Below are 24,227 nucleotides of genomic sequence, written 5' to 3'. Positions count from 1 at the left end.
TCCCGCAGCGGGCCGATGGCGTGTCGCCGTTGACCCACTGCAGGCTGGATACGGGCATTACATGCGCGGCGAGCATGGTTGTCAACCGTTGACTACTGGGTTGTTGGGTGAGCACCATCTAGGCATGTGAGGCGCCGTCATGCCGGGAAACCATGCAAATGCCAGGATTTCTCTGGCGTTTGCCTGCTCCTGCCAGCAGGGTGCCTGTGCGGCAGCAGCCGCCAACCGGATCGATGAGGAGCAGCAGATGCAACGAAGGCCCAGACGCACTCGGAGCGCTCCGAGCTCCGGCCGCACCGCGAGACGCCGGATACGGAACGCGTTCGCGGTGGGCGCCCTCGCGACGGCGCTGATCGCCGCCTCGGTACCGACAGTGTTCGCCACGACCAATTCGCAGGTCGGTGTCGCGAACAACATGTATCCCGCGGCGAAGGACATGAAGGCCGCGATCGAGTCGCGTGAGTCGTTCACGGCGTTCACAGCGAATGCCGCATCGCAGATCGGCGGGTTCTGGAACAAGCCGGCGATCGATACGTCGACGATGCGGGGGATCACCTCGGGAAGCCTGCGTCAGCAGCTGAAGAGCGCTGGCCCCTACACCACGTGCGATCCGTCTTCGTCGAACAACTGCGTCAACGGGCCGTTGCGCATCGACGCGTTCCTGTCGGCGGACGAAGCCAACGTGAACGCTGTCATCCCGACCACGGATGGTGGGACGTGCACGGCGAGCGGGAGCATCGAGTGCAACGGCGTGCTCTCGAGCAAGTATCCCGTGGCGATCGGGCACCTGGCGATCTACAGCTGTAGCGGCAGCTGGGCGGGCTCGACTCACGGTGACGACCCCTCCAACGCCGGGAGTCCGCCGCTGGCGTTCGGCGCGGACGCCAATGGCAGCGGCAACGGCAAGCCACAGTCGCCTCGGTGTGACGCCTCGCCGGTCTCCGGTGGCGCGCCCACGACGATATCGGGGGTGGTGAGCTGGCTCGCAACGAGTGGGCACCGGATCGCGGTCGCCGACCCGGCTTCCGCGCCGTTCGGTGCGGCGTCCAAGCAGGCGTTGACACAGAACGGATTCTCCTGGGTTACCAGCGGGGCGGGGCAGAACGTGTTCACCGGAAGCGCGTGCGACAGCGCGGGGACGGCGTGCAAGGTGCGCCTGGAATCAGGGATCAGCCAGGTGCGTGGCGCGGTGACGGCGAATGCCGGCGGGAACACCCAGCTGGGCCTTGTCGCGAAGTCGAACGTCATGCACGTGAGCTGGACATCGAGTTCGCTGAACGGCACCACGGGCAATGATCCCAACACATGGACCGAAGTCAATCCGAGCGCCTACTCCGGCTACGGGGACATCCAGCAGTGGGGCGTCGCCCTGAGTGGCGGCAACACCGGCGCAGCGGCCGCCTGGGACGACCTGTTCAATAGCTGGTGGGACACCGACACCACCATCCAGTCGACCCTCGCCGCCTACGGTTACTAGGCGATCTGGAGCACTAGGCGACGGACCGTCGGCCAGGCACGAACACCGACCGCCGACGGTCCCGGTTCGCCGGTCCTCGTCGGCGGTCCCGCAGTCGCTCGGCGACAGGAGGGCTGAATCAGGCTTCCCGCGGCGAAGCCGACTCCCGCTCGTCTTCTGTACGGAAGATCCACTTGCCCGCGCCTCGCGCACCTGAGCGCGACGGCCTGTTCAACAGCGCCTCAGCACAACACTGTCCATCGTGCCGCAGGCCGGCGGCAGGCCGGACAACCCGCACTGCGTACGCTGCGGAAGTTGCCAACTGGGCGTCGGTTCAAGCCACGCCGTCGGGCCATGGACGCCGGCGGGATCTGTGACCACTGGCACGGGCACTTCGCCGATCGGCGGCCGTACTGCCGAAGTGCGTCACCCACTCTTGTTCATCAGGCCCTGAGGAGGGGCCTCACCCATGAACAGATCTCTACGTCGGCACCTCCACACGGACGGCCGCTCAGTTGCGGTCACACGTGGCCGGTCACACCGAGTCCCGGCGATCGTCTTCGCGGTGGTGACCGTCGTCATAGCCGGCAGCCCGGCCTCTGCGGCCGTCGCCGACACGACCGGCTTCGGTACCGCGGTGAACCTCGACAACAACGGCCGCGGCAGCTCCGCCGTTGCGATCGGCGATCTCAACGACGACGGGATACCGGACCTCGTGACGGCGATCCGCGCCGAGGGCCTCGGCGTGTTCCTCGGCTTGGGCGGCGGCAGCTTCGGCGCTGTGACGAAGTACGCGGCGCCGACCACCTCGTCGAGCGTCATTCTCGGCTCGGCAGTGATCCGCGACGTCAACGGCGACGGCCACATGGACGTCATCAGCCAGGACTCGCGCGGCAACGTCGCTCTGGTCTGGCTCGGCGACGGCTCCGGCGCTCTCGGCGCCGGAACGGCGGTGCAGCTCAACCCGACGCCCGGATGCGACAGCACGGGCGACAACCCGTGTGTCGCGCGCTTTCCGACCGACGTCGCCGTGGGCGACTTCGACGAGGACGGCAAGCCGGATCTCGCGACATCCAACGCGAACACGAACAACGTCTCGGTACTGCCCGGAGGCGGCGACGGCACATTCGGCGCGGCGACGCGGTTCGGACTGGGCGGTGGTAGCAGCCCCCAGGGCGTCGAGGCCGCCGATCTCAACGGTGACGGCCATCTGGATCTCGTCACCTCGAACTCGTCGACCGGCACGCTCTCCGTGCTGCCGGGCGACGGGCACGGAGGCTTCGGCACGGCGTCGAGCGTCTCGGCCGGGGTGGCACTGCCGTCCAAGTTCAAGCTCACCGACGTCGACGAGGACGGCAAGCTGGATGCCGTCGTCGTGGCGCCCGGTTCGCTGGGGCGCGTCGCTGTCCTGCTCGGCGACGGGGCGGGCGGGTTCGGCACCGCGAGCGTCCTGTCGGCGGGCACGAACCTCAGCTCCGTGTCGGTGGCCGACCTGAATGGCGACGGTCACGCCGACCTGGCCGTCGCCAGTGCCGGTTCGGACGAGGTCGTGGTGCTCGAGGGCGACGGCACCGGTACGTTTGGCAGCCCGCTCGCTTTCGGGCTGGGCGGCGGTGACAACCCGCAGGCCATAGTGACAGCCGACCTCGACGGCGACGGTCGTCCCGATGCCGCCACGGCCAACATCAACAGCTCGGCGATGTTCGTCAAAGACGCGTCGGTGCTGCTCAACACGACGAACCGGCCGCCGACGGCCGCGAACGAGTCGTACAGCCACGTCGGGGCGGACACCCCGCTCGTCGTTGGCGCCTCCGGTGTCCTCGGCAACGACACGGACGCCGACGGCGACACGCTGACGGCGTCGGTCGTCACCGGGCCGGCGCACGGCACCCTCACGCTCGACCCGAACGGCTCGTTCAGCTACCAGCCCGCCGGCGCCTACGCCGGAAGCGACAGCTTCACGTACAAGGCGACCGACGGCACGGACGACTCGAACGTCGCGACCGTGACGATCAGCGTCTCGCCCGGCTGTCACGGTCTCGCCGCCACGATCACCGGCAACGGGGTCGTGACCGGCACGAGCGGCGCCGACGTGATCGTGACCGGCAACGGGAACGACAGTGTCAGCGGCAATGGCGGCAACGACACGATCTGCACGTTCGCCGGCAATGATGCCGTGTCAGCCGGCAACGGCGACGACTACATCGACGGCGGTGACGGTCCCGACGCCGTCAGCGGCGGTGACGGCAGCGACGTCGTCCATGGCGGGGCCGGGAACGATGCGCTCTCCGGTGGCTCCGGCGACGACACCGTGGTCGGCGACGCCGACAGCGACACCCTCGCCGGCGGTAGCGGCACGGACGTCTGCGCCGGCGATGCGAACGGCGGCCCGACGCTCCCGGGGACGGATTCGATCGCGTCCGGCGGCTCCTGCGAGACTGTCGTCGAGGTGCCGTAGCCAACGAGCCGTTTCCGGCGGCGGTCCGGGAGATGCTGACGCGCGTCGAGGGCTCGGCGATCGCGATGACGCGATGTCCGAGCCCGTCTCGCGGGCACACGCGCATCGTCGAGCAGTGCGCGTGACACGCGCGCGGCGATGATGTGGACTACCGGGGGGAGGGAGGGCGGCCACGAGCGCGACGTCAGCCGGCCTTGACGGTTCTCCGCGCCGAGTCGACGTCGACGGCGTCGAGAAGGCGGCGCGCGGCGCGGACGTGTTCCAGCCGCCAGGCGTAGATCGCGCTGACAACGTGGTTACCGGCATGCTCCTTGGTGCGCAGCGACTCCTCGATCTCGTCCATGACGACCCGTTGACGCTCCACCAGGCGAGCCGGGCTGGCGCCGCGGCGCTGGAGCAGCAGTAGCTTGCTCGTGAGGTCGGCGCGGATGTCGCGCAGGTGGGCCACGGGTTCGCCGAGCCACCGGCTGACCTCGGTCTTCGCCGAGCGGGTGGCGGCGTAGATCATGCGCTGCGGTCCGCGATCGCTTTCCTCGACTCCGACCGCCGTGATCAGCCCGCGCTCGGCCAGCCGCGTGATCGACCGGTAGACCATGGGGCGCGAGATGTACCAGAACTCACCGATTTCTGTGCCCTTTGCGGTAAGGGCTGCGACGGCGAATCCGTGGCTGGGTCGTTCGGCCACGAGCGCGAGCACAATCCACTCGGCCAGCGGCAGATCAGGTTGTTCCATGGTAACTAGGGTAGGGGGCATCGCTGGTGGGCGCGATGTCGGCCGAGCATGGAGTTCGAAAAGGGCTCAAATGGGACCGGGTCCCGAGAGCGCGGACCGATCGGTCCGGCCGAAGACCGCGCGATACGGCGGTGTCCCCGGGGTTCGCGGCGCTGGAGGCCCGCTGACGGCGTCGCGGGCCCGTTGGTAGCCAGTGGTTGACGTCCGGCCCAGGGATCACAGTCGGTGGCTGATCGCGGCGAGCGGCGGACCCATCGCGTACGGGTCGCCCAGGCTCTCGTACCAGTGCACGACGGGAGCACCGACGAGGAGGGCGGCGATGGCGCCGACGGCGAGGAACAGACCGAACGGGAGGCGGGTACGGCGCGTCGCTCGCCCCGCCGCGATGAGCGTGATGCCCACGAGCAACCCGGCGGCGCTGCCGGCCAGCAGCGCGAGAACGAGGTACCACGGACCGAGCCAGCCCAGCCCGGTGCCGAGCAGGCCGGCCAGGCGCACGTCGCCGAATCCGAGCCACGGCGGCCGCACCCGGTGCAGGGCGAAGAAAGCGGCGAACGCGCCCGCTCCGCATGCCGCGGTCACGCCGAGCCGGTGCCACTGGCCGGTGACCACCGCGGCCACGAGCAGACAAGCAGCGGTGAGCCCGAGGGTCGGGTAGACCAGCCGCCGGGGGAGCAGGAACTGTTCGGCGTCGCAGGCGGCCAGGGCCAGCAGCCCCGAGGTGAAGACCAGTTCGGCCGGGAGTGTCTCCGAGCGGCCGAAGCGCAGTGCCTCGGCGAGGAACAGGATCGCGGTGAGCGCTTCGATCAGCGGGTAGCGCGCGGGGATGGGGGCCCGGCAGGCGCGGCAGCGCCGGCCCAGCAGGAGCCAGGAAACAATGGGGATGTTGTCCCGGGCCGCGATCGGCGTGGCGCATCGCGGGCATGCGGACCGGGGCCGTACGACCGAGCGGCCGTCGGGCACCCGGGAGACGGCGACGTTGAGGAACGACCCCACCGCGAGCCCCAGCAGTCCGATGATCACGACAAGTGCGGGTGGCATGGGTGCCATGGTGCCGTACCGTGCGCGCCGGTCGCTACGGGTGCGTCGCGAGCGGTACGGACCAGCGCTTCAGGCCTCCGTTCCCCTCGCCGCGATCGGCCTCGCCAGCCGCAAGATGACTTGCACGTGCGGTAGTTGGGGGTTGCCGCAGGCCACCGAACGCGGCTCGCCAGGTGGCGCTCGGGAGGCCACCCGGCGAACTCGACCGTCTGGCGACCGGCGGCCCGCGACGCCCTGCGGGGACTCCCGTATCAGGTGCAGGGGTTCGCCTGGCCGCTCGGGAGTGTGGCCTTCGCCGTGATCGTGTACGTGTTGCCGCTCGGAGCGACGTCGTACCAGACGGAAGCACTGGACAGGAAGCCACCGTCCACCAGTTGGGTCATGGTGCCGTACGTGCTGCGGTTGTCGCTCGCGAAGTACGCCTCTTCGGCGGTCTGGACCGTGGACTTGTCGGTCTTGCACGCCGAGCCCTGGCCCTTGTCGTTGATGCCGCGGACGGAGAAGACGACGATGGCGGACAGGATGCCGAGGATCACGATGACCACGAGAAGCTCGATGAGTGTGAAGCCGCCCTCCGTCGTCTCGGTCGGTGCACGTCTTCGCTGGCGCGACTTGCCTTGCGGGTGTGTGAACATCCGTCTCCATCCAGGGCGACCGGTGCAGGCGAAATCGAGCGATAGTAACAGATTGATTAATCAGCAGTAGACTACTCAGCGGGTGCTGCGCTCACAAGAGTTGGCTCCGGTGTTCGCCACGTCGAAGACGCGGATGACAGCGTGGTGGCGTGATGTAGTATGCGGCTGACTAATCAGCAGCTGACAGTGCTGCGGATGCGCTCGCGGCGAATGACCGGCCGTTGTTCTGGATGCGCGAAAGGGGTGGGTTCCTTGGCGAATCGCCGGCTTCTCCGGCGCCGCGCGGCGACAACAGGCCCTGCGGGCGAAGACGGTACCCTGCCCGACGGAACGCGGGACCCGGCGCGGTCTCCGGTCCCGGCGGGCGAACCGGTTCCGGCGGGTGATCCGGTCCCCGCGGAGGCACCGGCACCGGCACGGGCCGCGACGTCCGGCGCGGACCGGTCGTCGGCACCAGGGCAGAAGCGGCCGCGTATCGGGGAACTGCTTGTGGGGCGCGGCCTGTTGACCCCGGCACAGGTGGACGAAGCGCTCCTGCAGCAGTCGGCGTCGGGCAAGCAGCTCGGCGCGCTGCTGGTCGAACTCGGCATGGTCGACGAGCGGGCACTGATCGAGGCCCTGTCGGTTCAACTGGACGTCCCGGTCGCCGACTTACGCCAGAGCGAACCCGATCCCGAGGCGGCCGCCCGGGTGCCGGAGGCGTTGGCCCGCTCGCTGGGCGTCGTCGCGGTGCGGCGGACCGAGGGCACGCTGCTGATCGCGGCGGGCGACCCGGGGGACCCGCGCGTGCTCGACGAGGTCGGCCGGGCCGTCGCGCCGGACCGGGTACGGTTGGCGATCGCGGCCCCCTCGGACATCCGGCGCTCCATCGACAGCACCTACCGGGCGCTGGCCGGTGTCGGCAGCCTGGTCGAAGCCTTCGAGGCGACCGAGACCGGCCGCAACGCCGACTCCGGGGCCAGGGTGGTGAGCGAGGACGCCCCGGTCGTGCACCTGGTCAACCTCATGCTGACCCAGGGACTGCGCGACCGGGCCTCGGACATCCACATCGAACCGCACGCCGACCGGGTGCGGGTCCGGTACCGCATCGACGGCGCGCTGCACGACGTGCTGAGCCTGCCGGAGCGCATGGGCCCGTCTGTGGTCAGCCGGATCAAGATCATGGCCAACATGAACATCGTCGACCGGCGGCGCCCGCAGGACGGGCAGCTCACCACAGCGATCGACGGCAGGCCGGTCGACATCCGGGTCGCCACCAGCCCCACCATCTGGGGTGAGAAGGCGGTGCTGCGGCTGCTCGACAGCAACCGCACACTGCTGCGGCTGGCCGAACTCGGCATGCCCGCCGCGACCTACGAACGGTTCTCCTCCCTGCTGCGCTCCCCCTACGGCATGGTTGCCTGCGGCGGACCGACCGGCAGCGGCAAGACGACCACCCTGTACGCCACGCTCGGCGAACTGAACCAGAGCGAGCGCAACATCACCACCATCGAGGACCCGGTGGAGTACGTCTTCCCGTCGGTCAACCAGATCCAGATCAACGACCAGGCGGGCATCACGTTCGCCACCGGGCTGCGCGCGATCCTCCGGCAGGACCCCGACGTGATCCTGATCGGCGAGATCCGGGACGCCGAGACGGCGCGGATCGCGGTCGAGTCCGCCCTCACCGGCCACTTCGTGCTGTCGTCCATCCACGCCGGCGACGCCTGCTCCGCGCTGCACCGGTTCACCGACATGGGCATCGAGCCGTTCCTGGTCACCTCCACGGTCGCCGGGGTGGTCAGTCAGCGACTGGTGCGGCGGATCTGCGACCAGTGCCGCGAGCCTTACCAGCCGGGCGTGGACGAACTGGCCTTCTTCGCCGAGGCCGGCGGATCGACCGACGCCGGTTTCTGGCAGGGCCGGGGCTGCAACTTCTGCTCCCGGACCGGCTATCAGGAGCGGATCGGCGTCTTCGAACTCCTCGTGATGAGCGACGCGGTCAAGCAGCAGCTCGTCGAGAAGGCGCCGATCGAGAGCCTGCGCAAGGCCGCCCGCGAGCAGCACATGGACAGCCTTCTGGACGGAGGCGTCCGTCTGGTGGAGGAAGGGACCACGACCATCGCCGAGATCATGTCCAGCGTGTACGTGGTCTAGTGCCCGGCCTGGATGCCGCACCCGGACTCTGACGACGCGAACCCCTGACACCGGAAACCAGGAGAGCATCGGCATGGCCACCTTCAAGTACGTCGCGGTCGGCCCGGACGGCAAGCGGGCTACCGGCGTGCTCACGGGCTCCAGTGTCGACGGCGTGACCGACAGCCTGGCCCGGCAGGGCTACGACGTGCGGTCGGTCAAGGCCGCGGGCCGCAACCTGCTGCAGCTCGAACTCACCGCGGAAAAGGTCAACCTGGTCGAACTGAGCAACTTCTCCCGCCAGATGGCCGCCTTCATCAAGGCCGGAGTGCCCATCCTGGACGCCCTGGAGATCATCCGCGCCGAGACCAGGGACAAGAAGCTGGGCAAGGTGCTCGCCGACGTCATGGACTCGCTGCGCTTCGGCGAGAGCTTCGCCGTCGCGATGTCCGCCCACACCAAGGCGCTCCCGCCGTTCTACATCTCCGTCCTCCGCTCGGCGGAGGCGACCGGTGAACTCGACGTGGTGATGGCCCAGTTGGCCCGCTACATCGAGCGCGACGTCGAGGGCCGGCGCAGCATCCGCTCCGCCTTGACCTATCCGAGCCTGGTGATGGGGCTGGCTGTCGCCGTCGTCCTCGTCCTCGTTATCTTCGTGCTGCCCCGTTTCAAGCTGTTCTTCGAGTCCTTCCACGCGCAACTGCCGCTGCCGACGCGGATCCTGCTCGGCTTCACCGACTTCGTCACGGTCTGGTACCCGGTCATCGCCGGTGTGCTCCTCGTGCTCGCCGCGACACTGATCGCCGTTCTGCGGACCGAGCGGGGACGGGTGCTGCGCGACCGCTTCCTGCTGGCGATGCCGGTGGTCGGCGACGTGGTCCGCTTCATGGTCATCGAACGGTTCTGCCGCATCCTCACCTCGATGATCAAGGCCGGCGTGCCCATCCCGGAGGCGCTCGGCCTGGCCGGCGCGGGCGCCAACAACCTGGTGTACGAGCGGTCCATCGAGACGGCCCAGAAGGAGATGCTCGAAGGCGGCGGCATCTCCCGGCCGATCGCCCGCACCAAGCTGTTCCCCGGGGCGGTCACCCAGATGATGCGCGTGGGGGAGGAGACCGGGACCCTCGACGACCAGCTCGAGAACGTGTCGGAGTTCTACGAGAAGGAACTGCAGCACAAACTCAAGCGGATGACCAGCCTGTTCGAGCCGATCGTGGTGATTATGGTCGGGGTCGTCGTGGGGTTCGTGGCCATCGCCCTCGTCTCGGCGATCTATGGCGTCTACAACCAGGTCAACGTCCAGTGACCGGCCCGGACCGACGTCCCATGGCCGGCCCGGCACGCCATCCGCGGCGCCGACGCGGCGAAGAGGGCGAGACCCTGGTCGAAGTGCTCGTCGCGGTGGTGCTCATGGGTGTCGCCTTCGTGGCCATCCTCGGGGGCATCGGCACCGCGATCATCAGCTCGCTCACGCAGGCGAAGGTGACCAGCGCCGACTCGTTCATCCGCAGCGCCGCCGAGAGGGTCGTCAGCGACCCGTACGTGTCCTGTGCCAGTGGTTACGCGACTCCGACGCCGCCGGACGGGTACACCGTGACCGTCGAGATCGAGTACTGGGACGGGGTGGGTGCGTTCGGCCGGCCCTGCCCGGCGGCCGACACCGGAGTGCAGAAGGTGACGCTCACCGTGCACGCGACCGGCCCCCGCCCCGTCAGAGACGCGACGCTCGAAGTGGTCAAGCGGGAGTCGATGCCGTCGTGACGACGCAACGGCCGTCCGGGCGCGCGGAGTCGGGGTTCACCCTGATCGAGTTGCTGGTCACGATCGTCGTCGTGGGCCTCATCGGGACACTGCTGGGCAAGGCGATCATCCTCGGACTGCGGTTCACCGCGGGCACCGAGAAGCGGGTGGCCGCCACCAGCGCGGTGGGCACCCTCGACCGCTACTTCTACGGCGACGTGCAGAGCGCGGACGACGTCACGACCGGCCCCGCGTGCGGCGTTGCCGACGTGATCGTCCACCTGAGCCGGCCCGGCACCGACGTCGTCTACACCTACGACCGGGCGACCGGCGCCCTCGACCGGGTCAAGTGCACGGACGCGGGCGTCGTCACCACGCCGCTGGGCCGGTTCGACAACGCCGCGTCCACCCCTGCGGTGACGCTGAGCTGCGGTGCCGAGATCTCGTGCACCCCGCCCACGGAGGTGACGCTGACCGTGCGGAGCGACCTCGCCGCGCCCCCGACGACCCTCACCGCCGTCCGGCGATCGAGCGCGTCATGACCGGCCGCCCGGATCCGCGCCGCCTGATTCCGCGTCGCCTCGATCCTCGCCACCCGGCCCCGCGCCGCCCGCGCGACGACGAACAGGGCGCGACACTGATCCTCGCGCTGGTCTTCGTCGTCGTCTTCAGCCTGGTCACCGTGTCGGTCCTGGCCTTCGCCGGCACGGGCCTGAAAGCCGCGAGCGTGTACGTCGACCAGGGCAAGCGTGCCTACAGCGCGGACGGTGCCACGCAGCTCGCGATTTCGAACTTCTCGCAGGGCAACCCGTGCGCCGACTACACTGCCCCGCCGATCAACGGCCGCCAGATGATCGTCCACTGTGACCCGCTCAACGCGTCTTCCGTCACCACGCGCGCGACCCAGCCGCAGGACGCGCTGCGCAGCCTGGGCAAGGCGGCGAAGGACGGCATCGACGTGAGCACGCACGGCCTGCGCGTGCAGGGCAGCGTGTTCTCCCACTCGGACATCACCACCGGCGCCGGCGCATCGATGGTGGTGTCGGGCGACGTGTCCGCCGTCGGCGACTGCTCCGGTGCCGTGACCCAGAGCCGGCTGCCCCCGACCCAGCCGCCGTACGCGCACGACTGCGCCGACGACACCCCGCCCGCCCCCGCCGACGAGGTCGTGGGCGCCGACCCGGACTACACCCCGCCCGCCACGGCCGTCCCGGTCCGTCAGACGGTGCCCCCCTGTCCTGAAACCGGCTCCTGGCTGGTGCGGTTGAAGCCCGGCTACTACGACGACGCCCGCGCCCTCACCCGCCTCACCGGTGGCGACTGCCACGACGCCGTCGTGTGGCTGCAACCGGGCTTCTACTACTTCGACTTCACCTTCACCGGCGGCACCGCGCTCTGGACGGTCGACGACCCCACGGTCAGCGTGGTCGGCGGTACGCGGGCAGGCTGGGATCCCGGGGCTCCCGCCCGCCCTGCCGTCCCGGACCCTGGCGGTTGCGACAGAACGCGGCCCGAAGGCGTCGAGGTCATGATGGGCGGCGGCAGCCGGCTCCAGGTGGACCGTGGACACGTCGAACTGTGCGCCCCGGTGGCCCCGGACGCGCAGCAGGTGGCGGTGTACGGGGTCCAGCCACCGAAGCCGTCACACGCGCTGAAACCGACAGTGGTGGTCACGAACACCGGCTTCACCGATCCGGGGCATGCCCTGACCAGCGGCGAACGGCCGACCCTGCCCGGGTGTGCGCGGCCGACGGGCACCGCCGGCTGCACGTCCGACGCCGTCCTCGACCCGACGGGACGTCGCGCGGCCTCGATACGGTTCGCCGGCTTCACCCCGCAGGTGCCCCCCGGCTCGGTCGTCACCGGCGCGACGCTGCGCGTCAGGCACGAGGACGACGGCGATCTGACCGCCCCGGGCGCGGTGACCGTCACCGCCGCCGTCGGCGAGGACACCTGCCGCACCGGCGACCTGCCCCGGCACACGGCGCTCGCCACGGATCCCCCGGTCGACCTGCTGGGCGCGTGCGGGCTCAGCGACCCGGCCCGGATCACCGGCCTGACCGTGACCTACGCCGCCACCCTGGACACCGGCGGCACCACCGCCACGGAACACCTGGACGGCATCTGGCTGGAGGTCGCCTACCGCACACCGACCACGTTCAAGCCGACCGCCGTGACCGCCTCGACCGGATTCACCGCCACCGGCACCACTCCCGGCGACGCTCTGGAGATCGGCGAACAGCCGACAGCGCTGGTGGCCGGCGCCGACCTCACCACGGCGGCCCCGTCCGCGTCGGTCACCCTGGCCGGGTTCGGCCGGCCGCCCTTGCCACCGGGGTCGACGATCGACTCCGCTGTGCTGCGGGTGGCCCACCAGGAGACCGGCGACGCGGCGGCGCCCAGAATCGACGTCACCCCCACGGACGGCGGCGGCAGCTGTACCGGCCTGCCGCTCACCGCGCGGGCCGGCCTGGGCGACGACCGCGTCGACCTGAAGGCCTGCGGCATCACGACCCCCGCCCAGCTGACCGGCCTGACCGCGACCTACCGGGCCCGACTGGACGCGGGCGGCACCACGGGCGCCGATTCCCTGGACGGCATGTGGCTCGAGATCGTCTACGACCCGCCGCCGCCCCGGCCGGCGACGAGCGCGGAGTCGACGACGTTCGTCCCCGCAGCCGACGCCGAGGCGATCGACGGCACCAAGACGGCCCACGCCACACTCGACCCGGTCACCACGCCGACCGCCACCATCGACCTCGGCGGTTACGACACCCCCGCGCCGGCGCCCGGCTCGGTCCTGGACGGGGCCCTGCTGCACGTCGCGCACCGCGACGACCCCGGGACGGCCGGAGGACCGCCGCCGAAGGCCGCGGTCACCCTGACCGGGCCCGGCCTGCCCCGCTCCTGCACCACCGCGCAGAATCTCGCCGAGCACCAGGACTCCCTGGCCACCGACACCGTGGACCTGGTCGCCGCCTGCGGGCTGACCGACCCCGCCCAGCTGACCGGCCTGGTCGTGACCTACACCGCCACCCTCGGCGCCGGCAGCACCACCGCCACCGATCAACTCGACGGCGTCACCCTCGAACTGTCCTACCGCCCCCCGGTCCCGGTCCGGCCCACCGAGGCGATCAGCACCGCGACGCCCACCGCCGCGGCGTTCCTCGACCCGAAGGACGCGCAGGCGATCGACACCACGACCTCGACCGCGACGCTCACCACGGCCACCCCGTCGGCGTCGATCCGGCTCGGCTCGTTCACGATGCCGCCCCTCCCGGCGGGGGCGGTGATCGACAAGGTCGTGCTGCGCGTGTCGCACCAGGACGACGACACCACCCCGGCACCCCCCTCGCCGGCGGAGCCGCCCACGACCGCGCTGACCGTCTCCGGCACCGATACCGCCTGCGACGCGAACCACGCCCTGACCGCCCATGCAGGGGCACTCGGTGTCGACGTGGTCGACCTCGGCGCCTGCGGGGTCAAGACGGCCGACCAGCTGTCCGAGCTCGCCGTCGACTACGCGGCGAGGCTGGCCACGGGCAGCAGCACCGGCGCCGCCGACCATCTCGACGGCGTAGAGTTCGACATCGTCTTCCGGGCCCCGTCCCTCAGGCCCCTGTCCGGCTGCCTCACCACGGACGCCGGTTGCGCGGTGCTGAAATCCACCGACGACGCCGACACTGCCACCCAGCACAGCCGCCTGGTGATCAACGGCACCGTCTACGCGCCGACCGCCGCCGTCGACCTGTCGATGAGTCAGGTCGGCTCACAGGTCGTCACCCGGGGCATCATCGCCCGGGCCATCGATCTCGGCATCAGCCCGGCCGCCGGATACCTCCGCCCGGTGATCGGCATCCCACCGGAGCCGGTGCTGTTCACGGCCTATCCGGCCGTGATCGCGAAACCATCGTCGGTCACCGCGATCACCGGGTTCACGCCCCCGGCTCCTGGCGCGCCCGTCGACGTCACGGATGCCACCCTCCACGGCGGTGGCCATGCCTCCCTCACGCTCGGCGGCTACGACCGGCCGCCACCGGCCACGACCGGACCGCTCGACCACGTCGTCCTGCGGGTCGCCCACCACGACGACGGCGACGTGGAGTCGGTGAAGGTGTCGGTGGATTTCACCGGCAGCACCTGCACCGGCGTCAACTCACTGGAGGTACCGATCCGTCTCGGTGCGAGCGGCCCGGTGACCGACCAGGTCGACCTGGCACCGTGTGGCCTGACCAAAGCCTCCCAGTTGGCCGGGCTGACCGTGACCTGCACCGTCACCGCTGGGAGCGGCGGCGCGACCGAGCACCTCGGCGGCACCCGGATCGACCTGCTGTCCGGCCCGCTGGTCCAGGCCGCCGTGTCCTTCGACGGCCACGCCGCCACCGTCAAGCAGTGGACGGTCCTGCCATGAGCGAGCACACTACCTCGGAGGCCACCATGTCCGGGCCGAGTTCCGCGATCATCGACCACCTGCTCGGCGAGCTGTGGGAGCGGGGCGGCAGCGACCTGTTGCTCACCGCCGGATCGGCGCCGTTCCTCCGCGTCGACGGCGCCTTGCGCCCGGTCGAGGGGGCTGCGCTGACCGAGCCGGAGGTCGATCGCCTGGTGACCGGGGTGCTGGGCGGAGAACTCACCGAGCGGTTCCGCCGGGAGAAGCAGGTCGATTTCGCGTTCAGCTGGGGGGAGAAGGCCCGGTTGCGCGGCAACGCCTTCGTGCAGCGCGGCGCGTCGGCGCTGGCGCTGCGGATCATCCCGTTCGACGTGCCGTCGGCCGAGCAGCTCGGGCTCCCTGCGGCCGTCATCGGGTGGGCGGGCCTGCCGCGCGGGTTCGTGCTGGTCACCGGGCCGACCGGGTCGGGGAAGTCGACAAGCCTGGCGGCGCTCCTCGACCACGTCAACACGCACCGGTCGGTGCACATCCTCACCATCGAGGACCCGATCGAGTACCTGCACCGGCACAAGCGCTCGGCGGTCAACCAGCGCGAGGTCGGTACCGACACCGACTCGTTCCCCGCCGCTCTGCGCTCGGCCCTGCGCGAGGATCCCGACGTGGTACTCCTCGGCGAGATGCGCGACCCGGAGAGCATCTCCGCGGCCCTGACCATCGCCGAGACCGGGCATCTGGTGTTCGCGACCCTGCACACCAACGACACCTCGCAGACGCTGGACCGCATCGTCGACGTGTTTCCCGCCGAGCAACAGCCGCAGATCCGGCTGCAGTTGGCGCACACTCTGGTAGGCATCCTCAACCAGACGCTCATCCCCCGGACCGGCGGGGGCCGGGTGGCCGCCTTCGAGGTGCTGGCGGGCACGTCGGCGATCCGCAACCTGATCCGCGAGGGCAAGACCCGTCAGATCCGCAACATGGTCTCGACCGGCCACCGTGACGGCATGCGGACCCTGGAGACCAGCATCAACGCCCTCGTCGCGGCAGGCACCATCGCCTACGAGGAAGCCGTGCTGCACACGGCCCACCCGGAGGACATCCAGCGGCCCCACGCCCGGGCCGTGCGCGCCTGACCGTCCGGTGGACCCTCCGGGAACGACTCCGCCGAAGTCCCGGACGTACCGTGCGTCGCCTGGGGAGAACCATCCATCACTCCGGTGTCCCCGAATCAGGACAGACTGTTCGTCCGGTCGGCACGGCGCAGCATCGGTACCGGCAGCGTCGCGTCGACGAACGCCTCCCGCGGGTGCGCCAGCTGGGGCAGGCCGACGGTCTCACGCCTGAGGAAGACAGCGAGGGTCCAGTCGAGGAAGACGCGGATCTTGCGGTTCGCGGTCGGCACCCGGCTGCCGTGGTAGAGGCGGTGGAACCACCAGGCGGGCCGCCCCTTGAGCCGGTACTTGCCGAAGAGGATGGCCACGCCCTTGTGCAGGCCGATGCTGGCCACAGCGCCGAGGTTCTTGTGGCGGTACTCCTTCTGCGAACCGCCGCGCAGCCGAGCCAGGATGTTGTCGGCGAGGACGAGGGCCTGGCGTACGGCGTGCTGGGCGTTGGGCGGACACCAAGCGCCCTCGCCCGCCGCGAGGTCGGGGACCTGCGCGTTGTCGCCTGCCGCCCAGACGTGTTCGAAGCCCCGGACCTGGAGGGTGGGGGTGGTGTCGATGTGACCACGGGGGCCGAGCGGGAGGCCGAAGTCGGCGAGGAGCGGGCTCGGCTTGACCCCCGCGGTCCAGACGATCGTGGCGGCAGGCGTCTCGATGCCGTTCTTCAGCATCACGTACTGGTCGACGCAGGAGTCCACCGAAGTGTTCAGGTGCACCTCGATGCCACGCTGTTCCAGTTTCTCCTTCGTCCAGACACCGAGGTCGGGTCCCATCTCGGGCAGGATGCGGTTGGCGGCCTCGACCAGGACGAAGCGCATCTCGTCGCGGCTCACGTCGCGGTAGTTCTCCGCCGCGTCGCGGAGCATGTCCTCGACTTCGCCGATGGCCTCGACGCCGGCGAATCCGCCGCCGACGAAGACGAACGTGAGTGCCTTGCGGCGCTCTTCCGCGTCCGTGGTGGAGGAGGCTCGGTCCAGCTGCCACAGGACGTGGTTGCGCAGACCGATGGCTTCCTCGACGGTCTTCAGCCCGATCGCGTGCTCCGCGAGACCCGGGATGGGGAACGTGCGCGAGACCGAACCGGTGGCGATGACAAGGTGGTCGAAGGCCAGCTCGTATTCGTCGCCGGCCGCTGGCACGACCGTCGCCGTCTTGAGAGCGTGGTCGACGGCGACCACGTGTCCGGTGACGACCTCCGCCCCCTTCAGGGCCGGGCGCAGCGGGGCGACGAGGTTGCGGGCGGCCACGTTGCCTCCGGCCGCTTCGGGCAGAAAGGGCAAGTAGGTCATGTACGAGCGAGCATCGATGACCGTGACCTCGGCCTCCTCCCTGCTCAGCTTCTTGAGCAGGCGCAGCGCGGTGTACAGGCCGACGTATCCGCCGCCGACGATGAGAATCCGAGAGGGCTTGGATGTCCTGGCGTGGGACATGGTGATTTCTTTCTCTGGAAGGTTCGACCGGTGCGGTCGCGAGACGGCTAGGGCTTGGCGGTACCGGTGGTGCCGGCGGCGGTGGAGCGGGTGACGAGGGCGTAGGCGACGCCGACCAGGAGTGCGCCGCCGACCAGGTTGCCCAGACCCACGAAGAGCAGGTCGTGTGCGAAGGCGGCGACCGTCACGCCGGGAACGTGTTCGAACAGGCCGAGCGAGAAGGTCGTCATGTTGGCGACGACGTGCTCGAAGCCGGAGCCGATGAAGGCCAGCAGACACCAGAAGATCAGGGCGATCTTCGCGCCGTCGGAGCGGGTCCGGCTGGCCGTCCAAAGAGCCAGACAGACCAGGAAGTTGCACAGCACACCCCGGAAGAACAGGGCCCCGGCGCTCTCGTGCATCTTCGACCTGAGCATGCCCGTCAACAGCGTGGTTCCAGGAGCGGCCTTGCCGGGAACGGCGACGACGCCCAGTACACCGGCGCGGTGTACGAGCCACGCGAAGACGACCGAGCCGATCAGGTTGCCGACGAAGGAAAGGACGATGACGCCGATCGCGGCAAGGACCGGCACCCGCCGTCGGGCGAGGCCCTGGGTCATCGTCAGCACGTTGCCGGTGCACAGCTCGGATCCGGCGAACACCACAAGGATCAGCGCCACGCCGAAGACCACGCCCTGGATCAGTCTGGTCCACGGGGAGTGCGCCGCGCTGAGCGGACCGGTGACCGTGATCAGCAACACCACGGCCACACCGATGAACGCCCCCGCCAGGGATGCGAGCACCAGAAAGCGCCCAGGGCTCCGGAGTCGGGACGCCTTGCTCTGCGCCGCGACTGCCTGCTGCTCCAGTGCGACATGAAGGGGAATGGGCACGTTGACTCTCTCGGTACTGGGGACCGCCGGGATCGGGCGTCCTGAATGTGTCCGCTCTCGGCGATCCGTGTGCCCTCGCTCCTGGGGACCCCCAAGGAGCCGACGGCCATGACGGGAACCGTCAAGCATTGTGTGCGGGACCGGCTTCACGAAAAGGCCGAAAGCAAGATAGGAGATATTTATGAGAGCGCATTTAATCAGCTCTGTCGGCAGCTCGTCCGAATTTTCCAGCAGAGCTCGTTATTCGCTGCCAGCACGCGTAGTCTGCTCAGGCAGAGTGCTGCACAGTGAAACACCGAGAGGCCGTCCTTCCTGAAGGTTCACCCCCTGGAAAAACGGCCTCTCGATTCAGCGTTTCTCAGTCCTACTTCTTGTCGCCCGCGGTGTAGGAGGCGGCGCCGGTGCCGGCGAGCTTGCCGCCGTCGACGATGAGGTACTCGTCGCGGATCGGGGTGCCGTCCAGGAAGGACTCCAGGATCTCCCGGGTGCCGGCCGCGTAACGGGCCTGCGCGGTCAGGGAGGTGCCGGAGATGTGGGGGGTCATGCCGTTGAACGGCATGGTGCGCCACGGGTGGTCGGCCGGGGCCGGCTGCGGGTACCACACGTCACCGGCGTAACCGCCGAGCTGACCCGACTCCAGGGCGCGCACGACCGCGTCACGGTCCACGATCTGGGCGCGGGCGGTGTTCACGATGTAGGAGCCCTTGCGCATGCTGTTCAGGAGCTTCTCGTCGAACAGGTTGATCGTCTCGGGGTGCAGCGGGGCGTGGATGGAGACCACGTCCACGTTCTTCGCGAGGTCCTGCGCGGTGGCGTGGAAGGTGAGGTTCAGCTCTTCCTCGATCTCGCGGGGCAGGCGGCGCTTGTCGGTGTAGTGGAGCTTGACGTCGAAGGGCTTCAGGCGGCGCAGGACCGCGACACCGATGCGGCCGGCGGCGATGACGCCGACGTCCATGCCCTCGAGGTCGTAGGAGTGGGAGACGCAGTCGGCGATGTTCCAGCCGCCCTCGGAGGCGATCTTGTGCGAGGGCAGGTAGTTGCGGACCAGGGACAGGACCATCATCACCGCGTGCTCGGCGACGCTGATGCTGTTGGAGTAGGTGACCTCGGCGACCGTGATGCCGCGGGCGATCGCGGAGTCCAGGTCGACGTGGTCGGAGCCGATGCCGGCGGTCAGCGCCAGCTTCAGCTTCGGGGCCTTCGCGATCCGCTCCGGGGTGAGGTAGGCGGGCCAGAACGGCTGCGAGATCACCACGTCGGCGTCCGCGAGGTGACGGTCCAGCTCCGAGTCCGGACCCTCCTTGTCGGAGGTGACGACCAGCTCGTGACCGCGGGACTCGAGGAACGCACGCAGACCCAGCTCACCGGAGACGCTGCCCAGCAGCTCACCCGGCGTGAAGTCGATCGCCTTCGGCGACGGCAGGGTCTGGCCACCCGGGTAGCCCTCGATCTTCGGCAGGTCGTTCCGTGCGTACTTCGGCGGGAAGCCCGTCTCGGGGTCCGGGTACAGAACACAGACAATCTTCGCCACGATATTCCTCCAGTCGGAAAACACGGAATCGGCTCCGGAATGTTTTTCCGGTTTCCGCGCTGAAATCCACACTCCACCCGCACCCCTGGCTGCGTCAAAGAAGCAGTCTCGGCCAGTTAATAGGCGGTGCCTATATGTTCAAAATTCAACATCCTGGATCGAGTGTCGTTGCGCGGCCGAGGCGTGACCCGCTACTGGCCTTTGTTCGTCAAGTAAATTGCGAGGAGCTTTAGTTGGGGAACCTGTCGCCGGCTACCTCCGTTCGTGCGCACCCCCTGACGGCTTTGGTGTGGGGAAGTCGCACCTCGGGGTGGACGCGTCCGCAGGGTGAGTCAAGTCACACGGCCCAAAGGGGTTCGTGAGATGCATATGCGAGGGAGTGGGGTAAGAAGTAGCCGCATCTGCGGCATCGAACGGATCAAAACCCATGCAGGTGCGGCATGAGATATGGCGTCACTGGAAGGTGGACGTGGGGTGCCCGGTGCGATCGTGGGTGCGACGTGCGGTGGCGAGTTCGCGGCGCGCACTCCATTACGTTTCCTGATTCGCTCTGAGTTTCTGCCTCGGGTGCGAATTCCGCTCGGCTCCTGAGGACGTCCCGTGCGGGAGGGGGCGGCACCGAACGCGGACGTCGGTGAACCAGTAGCCAGCCGGGATCAGGTCCACGGAGGCACAACCTGCTGCACCCCGAGGACGTGCGGACCCTGTCCAACAGGGTCGCGCCTAGGGAGCGTCTTGTCGATCACGTGTCGAGCCAGATGAGTGTGTTGGCGAGGGTGATCGCGGCCTGGTAGCGGTCGGGGTGTTTGTCGTAGCGGGTGGCGATGCCCCGCCATTGTTTGAGGCGGTGGAAGCAGCGTTCGACGACGTTGCGGCGGCGGTAGGCGGTCTTGTCGAAGCCGCACCGGCGTTCGCCGCGTCGTGCCCGGCCGGCTAGTCGGTCGATCCGTTCGGGGATGGTCGCCTTGATTCCGCGTCTGCGCAGCTAGGCGCGGAACGAGCGGGCCGAGTAGCCCTTGTCGGCCACGACCCGGTCCGGTCGGACCCGTGGCCGTCCGGGCCCGGACCGGGCGACGCGAATCGCGTCGATGACGGCTTCGGCCTGGGTGCAGTCGTTGCGGTTGCCGCCGGTGAGCAGGAAGGCGAGCGGTCTGCCGAGGCCGTTGCATGCGAGGTGGATCTTGGAGGTCAGCCCGCCGCGGGAGCGTCCGAGTCCGCGTTCTTCGAGCCCCCTTTGGCGGCGGCGTGCTGGTGGGCCCGAACGGTCGTGGAGTCGATGGCGACCAGCCAGTCCACCTCCGCCAAGGACTGGGCTGCTGCCAGCAGGCGGTCGAAGGTGCCGTCCGCGGCCCAGCGGGCGAACCGCCCGTGAACGGTCTGCCAGGGGCCGAACCTCTCGGGGAGGTCCCTCCAGGGCAGGCCGGTGCGGAACTTGAACACGATGCCCTCGAGCACCTGGCGGTGATCCCGCCACCGGCCACGAGCCCGGCCCACGGGCGGTAACAACGGCTCGATCACCGTCCACGCGGCGTCAGATATCTCCCCATCCCTCACGACCAGACCAACGATCGGATGATCGGAAAGACGCCCCCTAGGGACTGAACACGGAATTGGTGCCCTACCGCTCGGCGAGAGGCAGGGCACCAATTCCACGTCTGCTGGTGTCCGCCACTGTGGGTTGCGTCGCTGAGGAAGCAGTGGCCTGATCTCCAGCCCCGGGGAGGATGGAGTCTTAGCGGTGGTGGCTTCGGTCAAGGGGTGGCCAGTCGCAGCGCCGGGATCGGGGTGAGGGCCAGCCGGATCGGCGGCAGGATGAGTAGACAGGTGGCGAGAGCCAGGGTGGTGTGCAGGCCCAGTGCGGTGCTGGCGTAGCCCGCGAGGAGGGCAGCGAAGGGACGGAGCCCGAACGCGGTCCACTGGCCGGTTGCTTGCATGCGGCCTTGCATGCCGGGCGTGCAGGCATGCTGGCGCACGGTGCGCTGGGTCAGGCCATGCGTCACCGCGCCGAAGAGTTGCACGAACAGGCCGCAGCCGACCCAGAGTTGTCCGGCGGGCCCCGGGCTGGCGAGGAGGAGCGGCAGCTGGCTGACGGGTGTCAAGGTCAGCGCGCTGATCATGACGGGGCCTGCTCCGTAGCGAGCGGTGAGGCGGGGCGTAACGAGGGAGGCGAGGAACCCTCCGCTTGCCCCGGTGCTCGTGACCACGGCAAACGCCTCAGGTGACCAGTGCAGTTCGCGGATCAGGTACACGACCCAGATCGCGTTGGTACCGGCGAGGACCGTGGAAGTGATCGCATTCGTGGTCACGAGCGGGCCGATGACGGGATGGCCCCAGGTATAGGCGAGGCCAGCCCGGATCTCGCTGCGTAGGTTCGGTTTTGCGGTGGGCGGGCTCGGGGCGCCCTCGGGGCTGCGGATGTGCAGGGTGCACCAGGCGGTGACCAAGTAGGAGACCGCGTCAGCGGCGACCGCGCGGGCAGCTCCGATCACGCCGATCAGCGCGCCGGCGAGGGCTGGACCGCCGATGTCGGCGAGCGTGTTGGCGCTCGCCAGTTTGGCGTTCGCCTCCAGGAGCCGGTGCGGTGGCAGAAGGTGGGGGATATACGAGAGGCTGGCTGCCATGCCCACGACGTGGCAGGAGCCGACCACGAAGGCCGCCACCCACAACTGGATCAGGGACAGCCTGCCGTATGCGGCAGCCAAGGGAATTGATCCCATCGCTGCCGCACAGATCAGGCTCGTCGCCATCATCAGGGGCCGTTTGCGGACGCGGTCACACCACGCTTCCGCAGGCAGCGAGAACAGTAGAGGAGGCGTCTTCTGCACCGCAGCGAGGACGGCGGCCTGCCACGTCGTGGCGTGCAGGCTTACGACCGCGACCAGAGGGATGGCCACTGAGCTGAGCGAGGAGCCCAAGACGTCGCTGGCCTGACCTGTCCAGTAGAGGCGGAAGTCGTGGTGCCGCCACAGGCTCGATTTCGCTGTGGCTGTCACGTGAGGCCGTCCGCCGGGGGCGTGGAGTGAGGTGTGCGGTAGGCGAAGGGCGTGAAGTGCGCTGGGGTGTGGTCGATGGGCAGCTTGGGTCGCCAGGCGGTGAGGATCTGCGCGCTGCATACGAACAAACCGTCGGGCATCTGGTCGAGGGGATACCAGGCCCAGTCGCCGACGCTCTCGTTCGGCTGCGTGGCTGGCTGTCCCCGCCAGTCATGCACCAGGGCGCCCACCGTGACCCGCAGAACACCTTCGACCCGGTCGATGAGCGTTCCCAGGAGGCTGACGTCGTTCGAGTGGGCGATCAGACCAGTCTCCTCGTTGAGTTCGCGGACCACGGCCTCTTCGAAAGACTCCCCGCTCTCGACGGATCCGCCGGGTAATTCGATGGTGCCGTGCCGATGGCGGCCCAGGAGCACGCCTTGGGGCCCGAGGAGGATCGCGCCGACCCCGACAGCAGCGTGCGGCAGGGGAGGTCGGGCGCTACGAGGGCGGCTGGAGATGCGTGCAGGCCGGGCGGAGGCCACGCTCGTACGGATCACCTTGTCGCTGAGCTGGAGGGCGCGGAGTATCTGGGCGGCTTCAGGCGCGGGCAGGTCACCGCTTTCCAGGGCGCAGGCGAGGATGAGGCTGCGGGCAGCCTGAGCCTGCCCGGGGTTCATGAGTTCGGTGAAGCGTGGATCAGTCAGGCATTCGCGGGCGGCGTATCCGTCGCTTGCTGCGGTTGCTCGGTGATGCAGCTGCAGCGCGATGCGGCGGGCTGCGGGACCGTTCGGCTGGTCGAGGAGATCCAGGATGGTCAGGCCGAGTCGGGTGTCGAAGACGGTCGTTCCGTGATCGGGTTTGTGCTGGATGTAGCTTTCCACCAGTTCGGAGAGCTGGTGGTCGACGGGACGGTGTGTCAGTCGGCGGCATAGCACTTCGAGGCCGGAGGTGACGGCGTTCTCCCATGGTTCGCCGGCTGCTGTCTGAGCCACGAGGTCGGCAGCGTGGGCAGGGTCGTTGCTTAGTGCGGCGATGACGGCGACCTGGCGGCCGTCGAGCATTCGCCGCCCGATGCCGTTGTGGTCTTCGATGTGGGCCAGGGCATCGTTCCAGCGGCCCGCGGTGGTCAGGGTGCGGGTGCCGTCGGCCAGGACTACCCGCCATAGCCATGCGCGTACTTCCTGACGGTCGACGTCGCTGACCGTAAGGTCCGCAGGTATGCGAATGCCTTCGAATTGCGTCCCGGTGGCGTCGCTGATGGCCTTGTAGAGGGCGAGCAAGCGGTGCCGCCCGTCATCTTTCTTGCCCGCGCGGATCTGGAGGCGGGCAAGGTTGACCACAGGTTCGAGCGCCCGGATTGCGGTCATCCCGGCAAGAGGCGCGGCGTGGAGGTAGGCGGCGGCGTGCTGGTGGCACCACTCTCGTGCGAGGTCGGGGAGGGCGACGTCGGAGGCGATGAGTGCAGCCTGGTTGTAGACCGCGGATGCCAGGCCCTGGTCCGCTTCCGCGACGGCAGTGTCGGCGAGTTCGGTCAGGGCGTGGACGCGTCGTGACAGGGGCAGGCAGGTGGGGCGGAAGCGGGATACGAGGGGGAAGCGCTGGGCTATGGCGCCGTGCGGGTCCATGTGGTCTCCCCAGAGGCGAATATGCACGGGGCTGCAGCGTGGGGTGCGCGCCGGTAGGCGGCGGGC

16 protein-coding genes and 1 pseudogene are annotated in these 24,227 nt (G+C 69.3%); 8 read left to right on the top strand and 9 right to left on the bottom strand.

Annotated elements, in window-relative coordinates:
* Positions 1 to 328 precede the first annotated feature (328 nt).
* Together ACIPRD_RS24470 and ACIPRD_RS24465 are read left to right on the top strand one after the other, a co-directional pair.
* Complete coding sequence (locus tag ACIPRD_RS24470; protein WP_401565959.1) at positions 329 to 1,477, top strand: hypothetical protein; 1,149 nt, start codon at positions 329 to 331, stop codon at positions 1,475 to 1,477.
* Between the two features lie 544 nt (positions 1,478 to 2,021).
* Positions 2,022 to 3,914, top strand: a complete 1,893-nt coding sequence (locus ACIPRD_RS24465) for an FG-GAP-like repeat-containing protein (protein ID WP_401565956.1) — start codon at positions 2,022 to 2,024, stop codon at positions 3,912 to 3,914.
* A 184-nt stretch (positions 3,915 to 4,098) separates the two neighbouring features.
* Here the strand turns inward: ACIPRD_RS24465 and ACIPRD_RS24460 are convergent, their stop codons facing one another.
* The 3 genes from ACIPRD_RS24460 to ACIPRD_RS24450 all read right to left on the bottom strand — a co-directional run bounded on the left by ACIPRD_RS24460 (position 4,099) and on the right by ACIPRD_RS24450 (position 6,323).
* The gene (locus ACIPRD_RS24460) at positions 4,099 to 4,647 is read right to left on the bottom strand and encodes a PadR family transcriptional regulator (protein ID WP_356411639.1); all 549 of its coding nucleotides are present in this window, start codon (positions 4,645 to 4,647) and stop codon (positions 4,099 to 4,101) included.
* Between the two features lie 216 nt (positions 4,648 to 4,863).
* Positions 4,864 to 5,688 carry a prepilin peptidase gene (locus ACIPRD_RS24455; RefSeq protein WP_401565953.1) on the bottom strand — a complete coding sequence of 275 codons (825 nt, stop codon included), beginning with the start codon at positions 5,686 to 5,688 and terminating at the stop codon, positions 4,864 to 4,866.
* A 251-nt stretch (positions 5,689 to 5,939) separates the two neighbouring features.
* Positions 5,940 to 6,323, bottom strand: coding sequence for a prepilin-type N-terminal cleavage/methylation domain-containing protein (locus tag ACIPRD_RS24450; protein WP_356411646.1), 384 nt, complete (start codon positions 6,321 to 6,323; stop codon positions 5,940 to 5,942).
* Between the two features lie 519 nt (positions 6,324 to 6,842).
* On the opposite strand from ACIPRD_RS24450, the gene ACIPRD_RS24445 reads away from it, so the two are divergent.
* The 6 genes from ACIPRD_RS24445 to ACIPRD_RS24420 all read left to right on the top strand — a co-directional run bounded on the left by ACIPRD_RS24445 (position 6,843) and on the right by ACIPRD_RS24420 (position 15,698).
* Complete coding sequence (locus tag ACIPRD_RS24445) at positions 6,843 to 8,459, top strand: GspE/PulE family protein (protein WP_356411649.1); 1,617 nt, start codon at positions 6,843 to 6,845, stop codon at positions 8,457 to 8,459.
* Positions 8,460 to 8,532: 73 nt separating this feature from the next.
* Entirely contained in the window at positions 8,533 to 9,744 is a 1,212-nt protein-coding gene (locus tag ACIPRD_RS24440; RefSeq protein ID WP_356411652.1) for a type II secretion system F family protein, read from the top strand.
* Positions 9,745 to 9,764: 20 nt separating this feature from the next.
* Positions 9,765 to 10,199 carry a type II secretion system protein gene (locus tag ACIPRD_RS24435; protein ID WP_356411655.1) on the top strand — a complete coding sequence of 145 codons (435 nt, stop codon included), beginning with the start codon at positions 9,765 to 9,767 and terminating at the stop codon, positions 10,197 to 10,199.
* Positions 10,196 to 10,720 carry a type II secretion system protein gene (locus tag ACIPRD_RS24430; protein ID WP_401565949.1) on the top strand — a complete coding sequence of 175 codons (525 nt, stop codon included), beginning with the start codon at positions 10,196 to 10,198 and terminating at the stop codon, positions 10,718 to 10,720. Before ACIPRD_RS24435 ends, ACIPRD_RS24430 begins: the two co-directional genes overlap by 4 nt.
* A complete protein-coding gene (locus ACIPRD_RS24425; protein WP_401565947.1) occupies positions 10,717 to 14,589 on the top strand; it encodes a hypothetical protein in 3,873 nt (1,290 codons plus the stop codon). The genes ACIPRD_RS24430 and ACIPRD_RS24425 overlap by 4 nt, the downstream gene beginning before the upstream one ends.
* Positions 14,586 to 15,698 (top strand): type IV pilus twitching motility protein PilT, encoded by a 1,113-nt coding sequence (locus tag ACIPRD_RS24420; RefSeq protein ID WP_356411664.1) that lies wholly within the window; start codon positions 14,586 to 14,588, stop codon positions 15,696 to 15,698. Before ACIPRD_RS24425 ends, ACIPRD_RS24420 begins: the two co-directional genes overlap by 4 nt.
* 95 nt (positions 15,699 to 15,793) lie before the next feature.
* On the opposite strand, the gene ACIPRD_RS24415 is transcribed toward ACIPRD_RS24420, so the two are convergent.
* The 6 genes and pseudogenes from ACIPRD_RS24415 to ACIPRD_RS24390 all read right to left on the bottom strand — a co-directional run bounded on the left by ACIPRD_RS24415 (position 15,794) and on the right by ACIPRD_RS24390 (position 24,161).
* The gene (locus ACIPRD_RS24415; protein ID WP_401565945.1) at positions 15,794 to 17,158 is read right to left on the bottom strand and encodes an NAD(P)/FAD-dependent oxidoreductase; all 1,365 of its coding nucleotides are present in this window, start codon (positions 17,156 to 17,158) and stop codon (positions 15,794 to 15,796) included.
* Positions 17,159 to 17,205: 47 nt separating this feature from the next.
* A complete protein-coding gene (locus ACIPRD_RS24410; protein ID WP_356411670.1) occupies positions 17,206 to 18,030 on the bottom strand; it encodes a formate/nitrite transporter family protein in 825 nt (274 codons plus the stop codon).
* A gap of 364 nt (positions 18,031 to 18,394) precedes the next feature.
* The gene (locus ACIPRD_RS24405) at positions 18,395 to 19,561 is read right to left on the bottom strand and encodes an NAD-dependent formate dehydrogenase (protein ID WP_401565942.1); all 1,167 of its coding nucleotides are present in this window, start codon (positions 19,559 to 19,561) and stop codon (positions 18,395 to 18,397) included.
* A 742-nt stretch (positions 19,562 to 20,303) separates the two neighbouring features.
* A pseudogene (locus tag ACIPRD_RS24400) lies at positions 20,304 to 21,115 on the bottom strand (IS5 family transposase).
* A gap of 197 nt (positions 21,116 to 21,312) precedes the next feature.
* On the bottom strand, positions 21,313 to 22,554 hold the full coding sequence (locus ACIPRD_RS24395; RefSeq protein WP_401565940.1) for an MFS transporter: 1,242 nt from the start codon (positions 22,552 to 22,554) through the stop codon (positions 21,313 to 21,315).
* Positions 22,551 to 24,161 (bottom strand): NUDIX hydrolase, encoded by a 1,611-nt coding sequence (locus ACIPRD_RS24390; RefSeq protein WP_401565938.1) that lies wholly within the window; start codon positions 24,159 to 24,161, stop codon positions 22,551 to 22,553. The genes ACIPRD_RS24395 and ACIPRD_RS24390 overlap by 4 nt, the downstream gene beginning before the upstream one ends.
* Between the last annotated feature and the right edge of the window lie 66 nt (positions 24,162 to 24,227).

The sequence above is a fragment of the Streptomyces sp. NPDC090108 genome (genome assembly GCF_044747185.1).
Classification (GTDB): domain Bacteria; phylum Actinomycetota; class Actinomycetes; order Streptomycetales; family Streptomycetaceae; genus Streptomyces.
The sequence above is the reverse complement of the archived record's forward strand: the minus strand, read 5'-3'. Positions and strand labels throughout refer to the sequence as shown.

Excerpts from the sequence above, each read along its gene's own strand:
- ACIPRD_RS24425 (WP_401565947.1), top strand. The coding sequence starts at position 10,717 with ATGACCGGCCGCCCGGATCCGCGCCGCCTGATTCCGCGTCGCCTCGAT.
- ACIPRD_RS24450 (WP_356411646.1), bottom strand. The coding sequence starts at position 6,323 with ATGTTCACACACCCGCAAGGCAAGTCGCGCCAGCGAAGACGTGCACCG.
- ACIPRD_RS24415 (WP_401565945.1), bottom strand. The coding sequence starts at position 17,158 with ATGTCCCACGCCAGGACATCCAAGCCCTCTCGGATTCTCATCGTCGGC.
- ACIPRD_RS24455 (WP_401565953.1), bottom strand. The coding sequence starts at position 5,688 with ATGCCACCCGCACTTGTCGTGATCATCGGACTGCTGGGGCTCGCGGTG.
- ACIPRD_RS24420 (WP_356411664.1), top strand. The coding sequence starts at position 14,586 with ATGAGCGAGCACACTACCTCGGAGGCCACCATGTCCGGGCCGAGTTCC.
- ACIPRD_RS24435 (WP_356411655.1), top strand. The coding sequence starts at position 9,765 with ATGGCCGGCCCGGCACGCCATCCGCGGCGCCGACGCGGCGAAGAGGGC.
- ACIPRD_RS24390 (WP_401565938.1), bottom strand. The coding sequence starts at position 24,161 with ATGGACCCGCACGGCGCCATAGCCCAGCGCTTCCCCCTCGTATCCCGC.
- ACIPRD_RS24440 (WP_356411652.1), top strand. The coding sequence starts at position 8,533 with ATGGCCACCTTCAAGTACGTCGCGGTCGGCCCGGACGGCAAGCGGGCT.
- ACIPRD_RS24460 (WP_356411639.1), bottom strand. The coding sequence starts at position 4,647 with ATGGAACAACCTGATCTGCCGCTGGCCGAGTGGATTGTGCTCGCGCTC.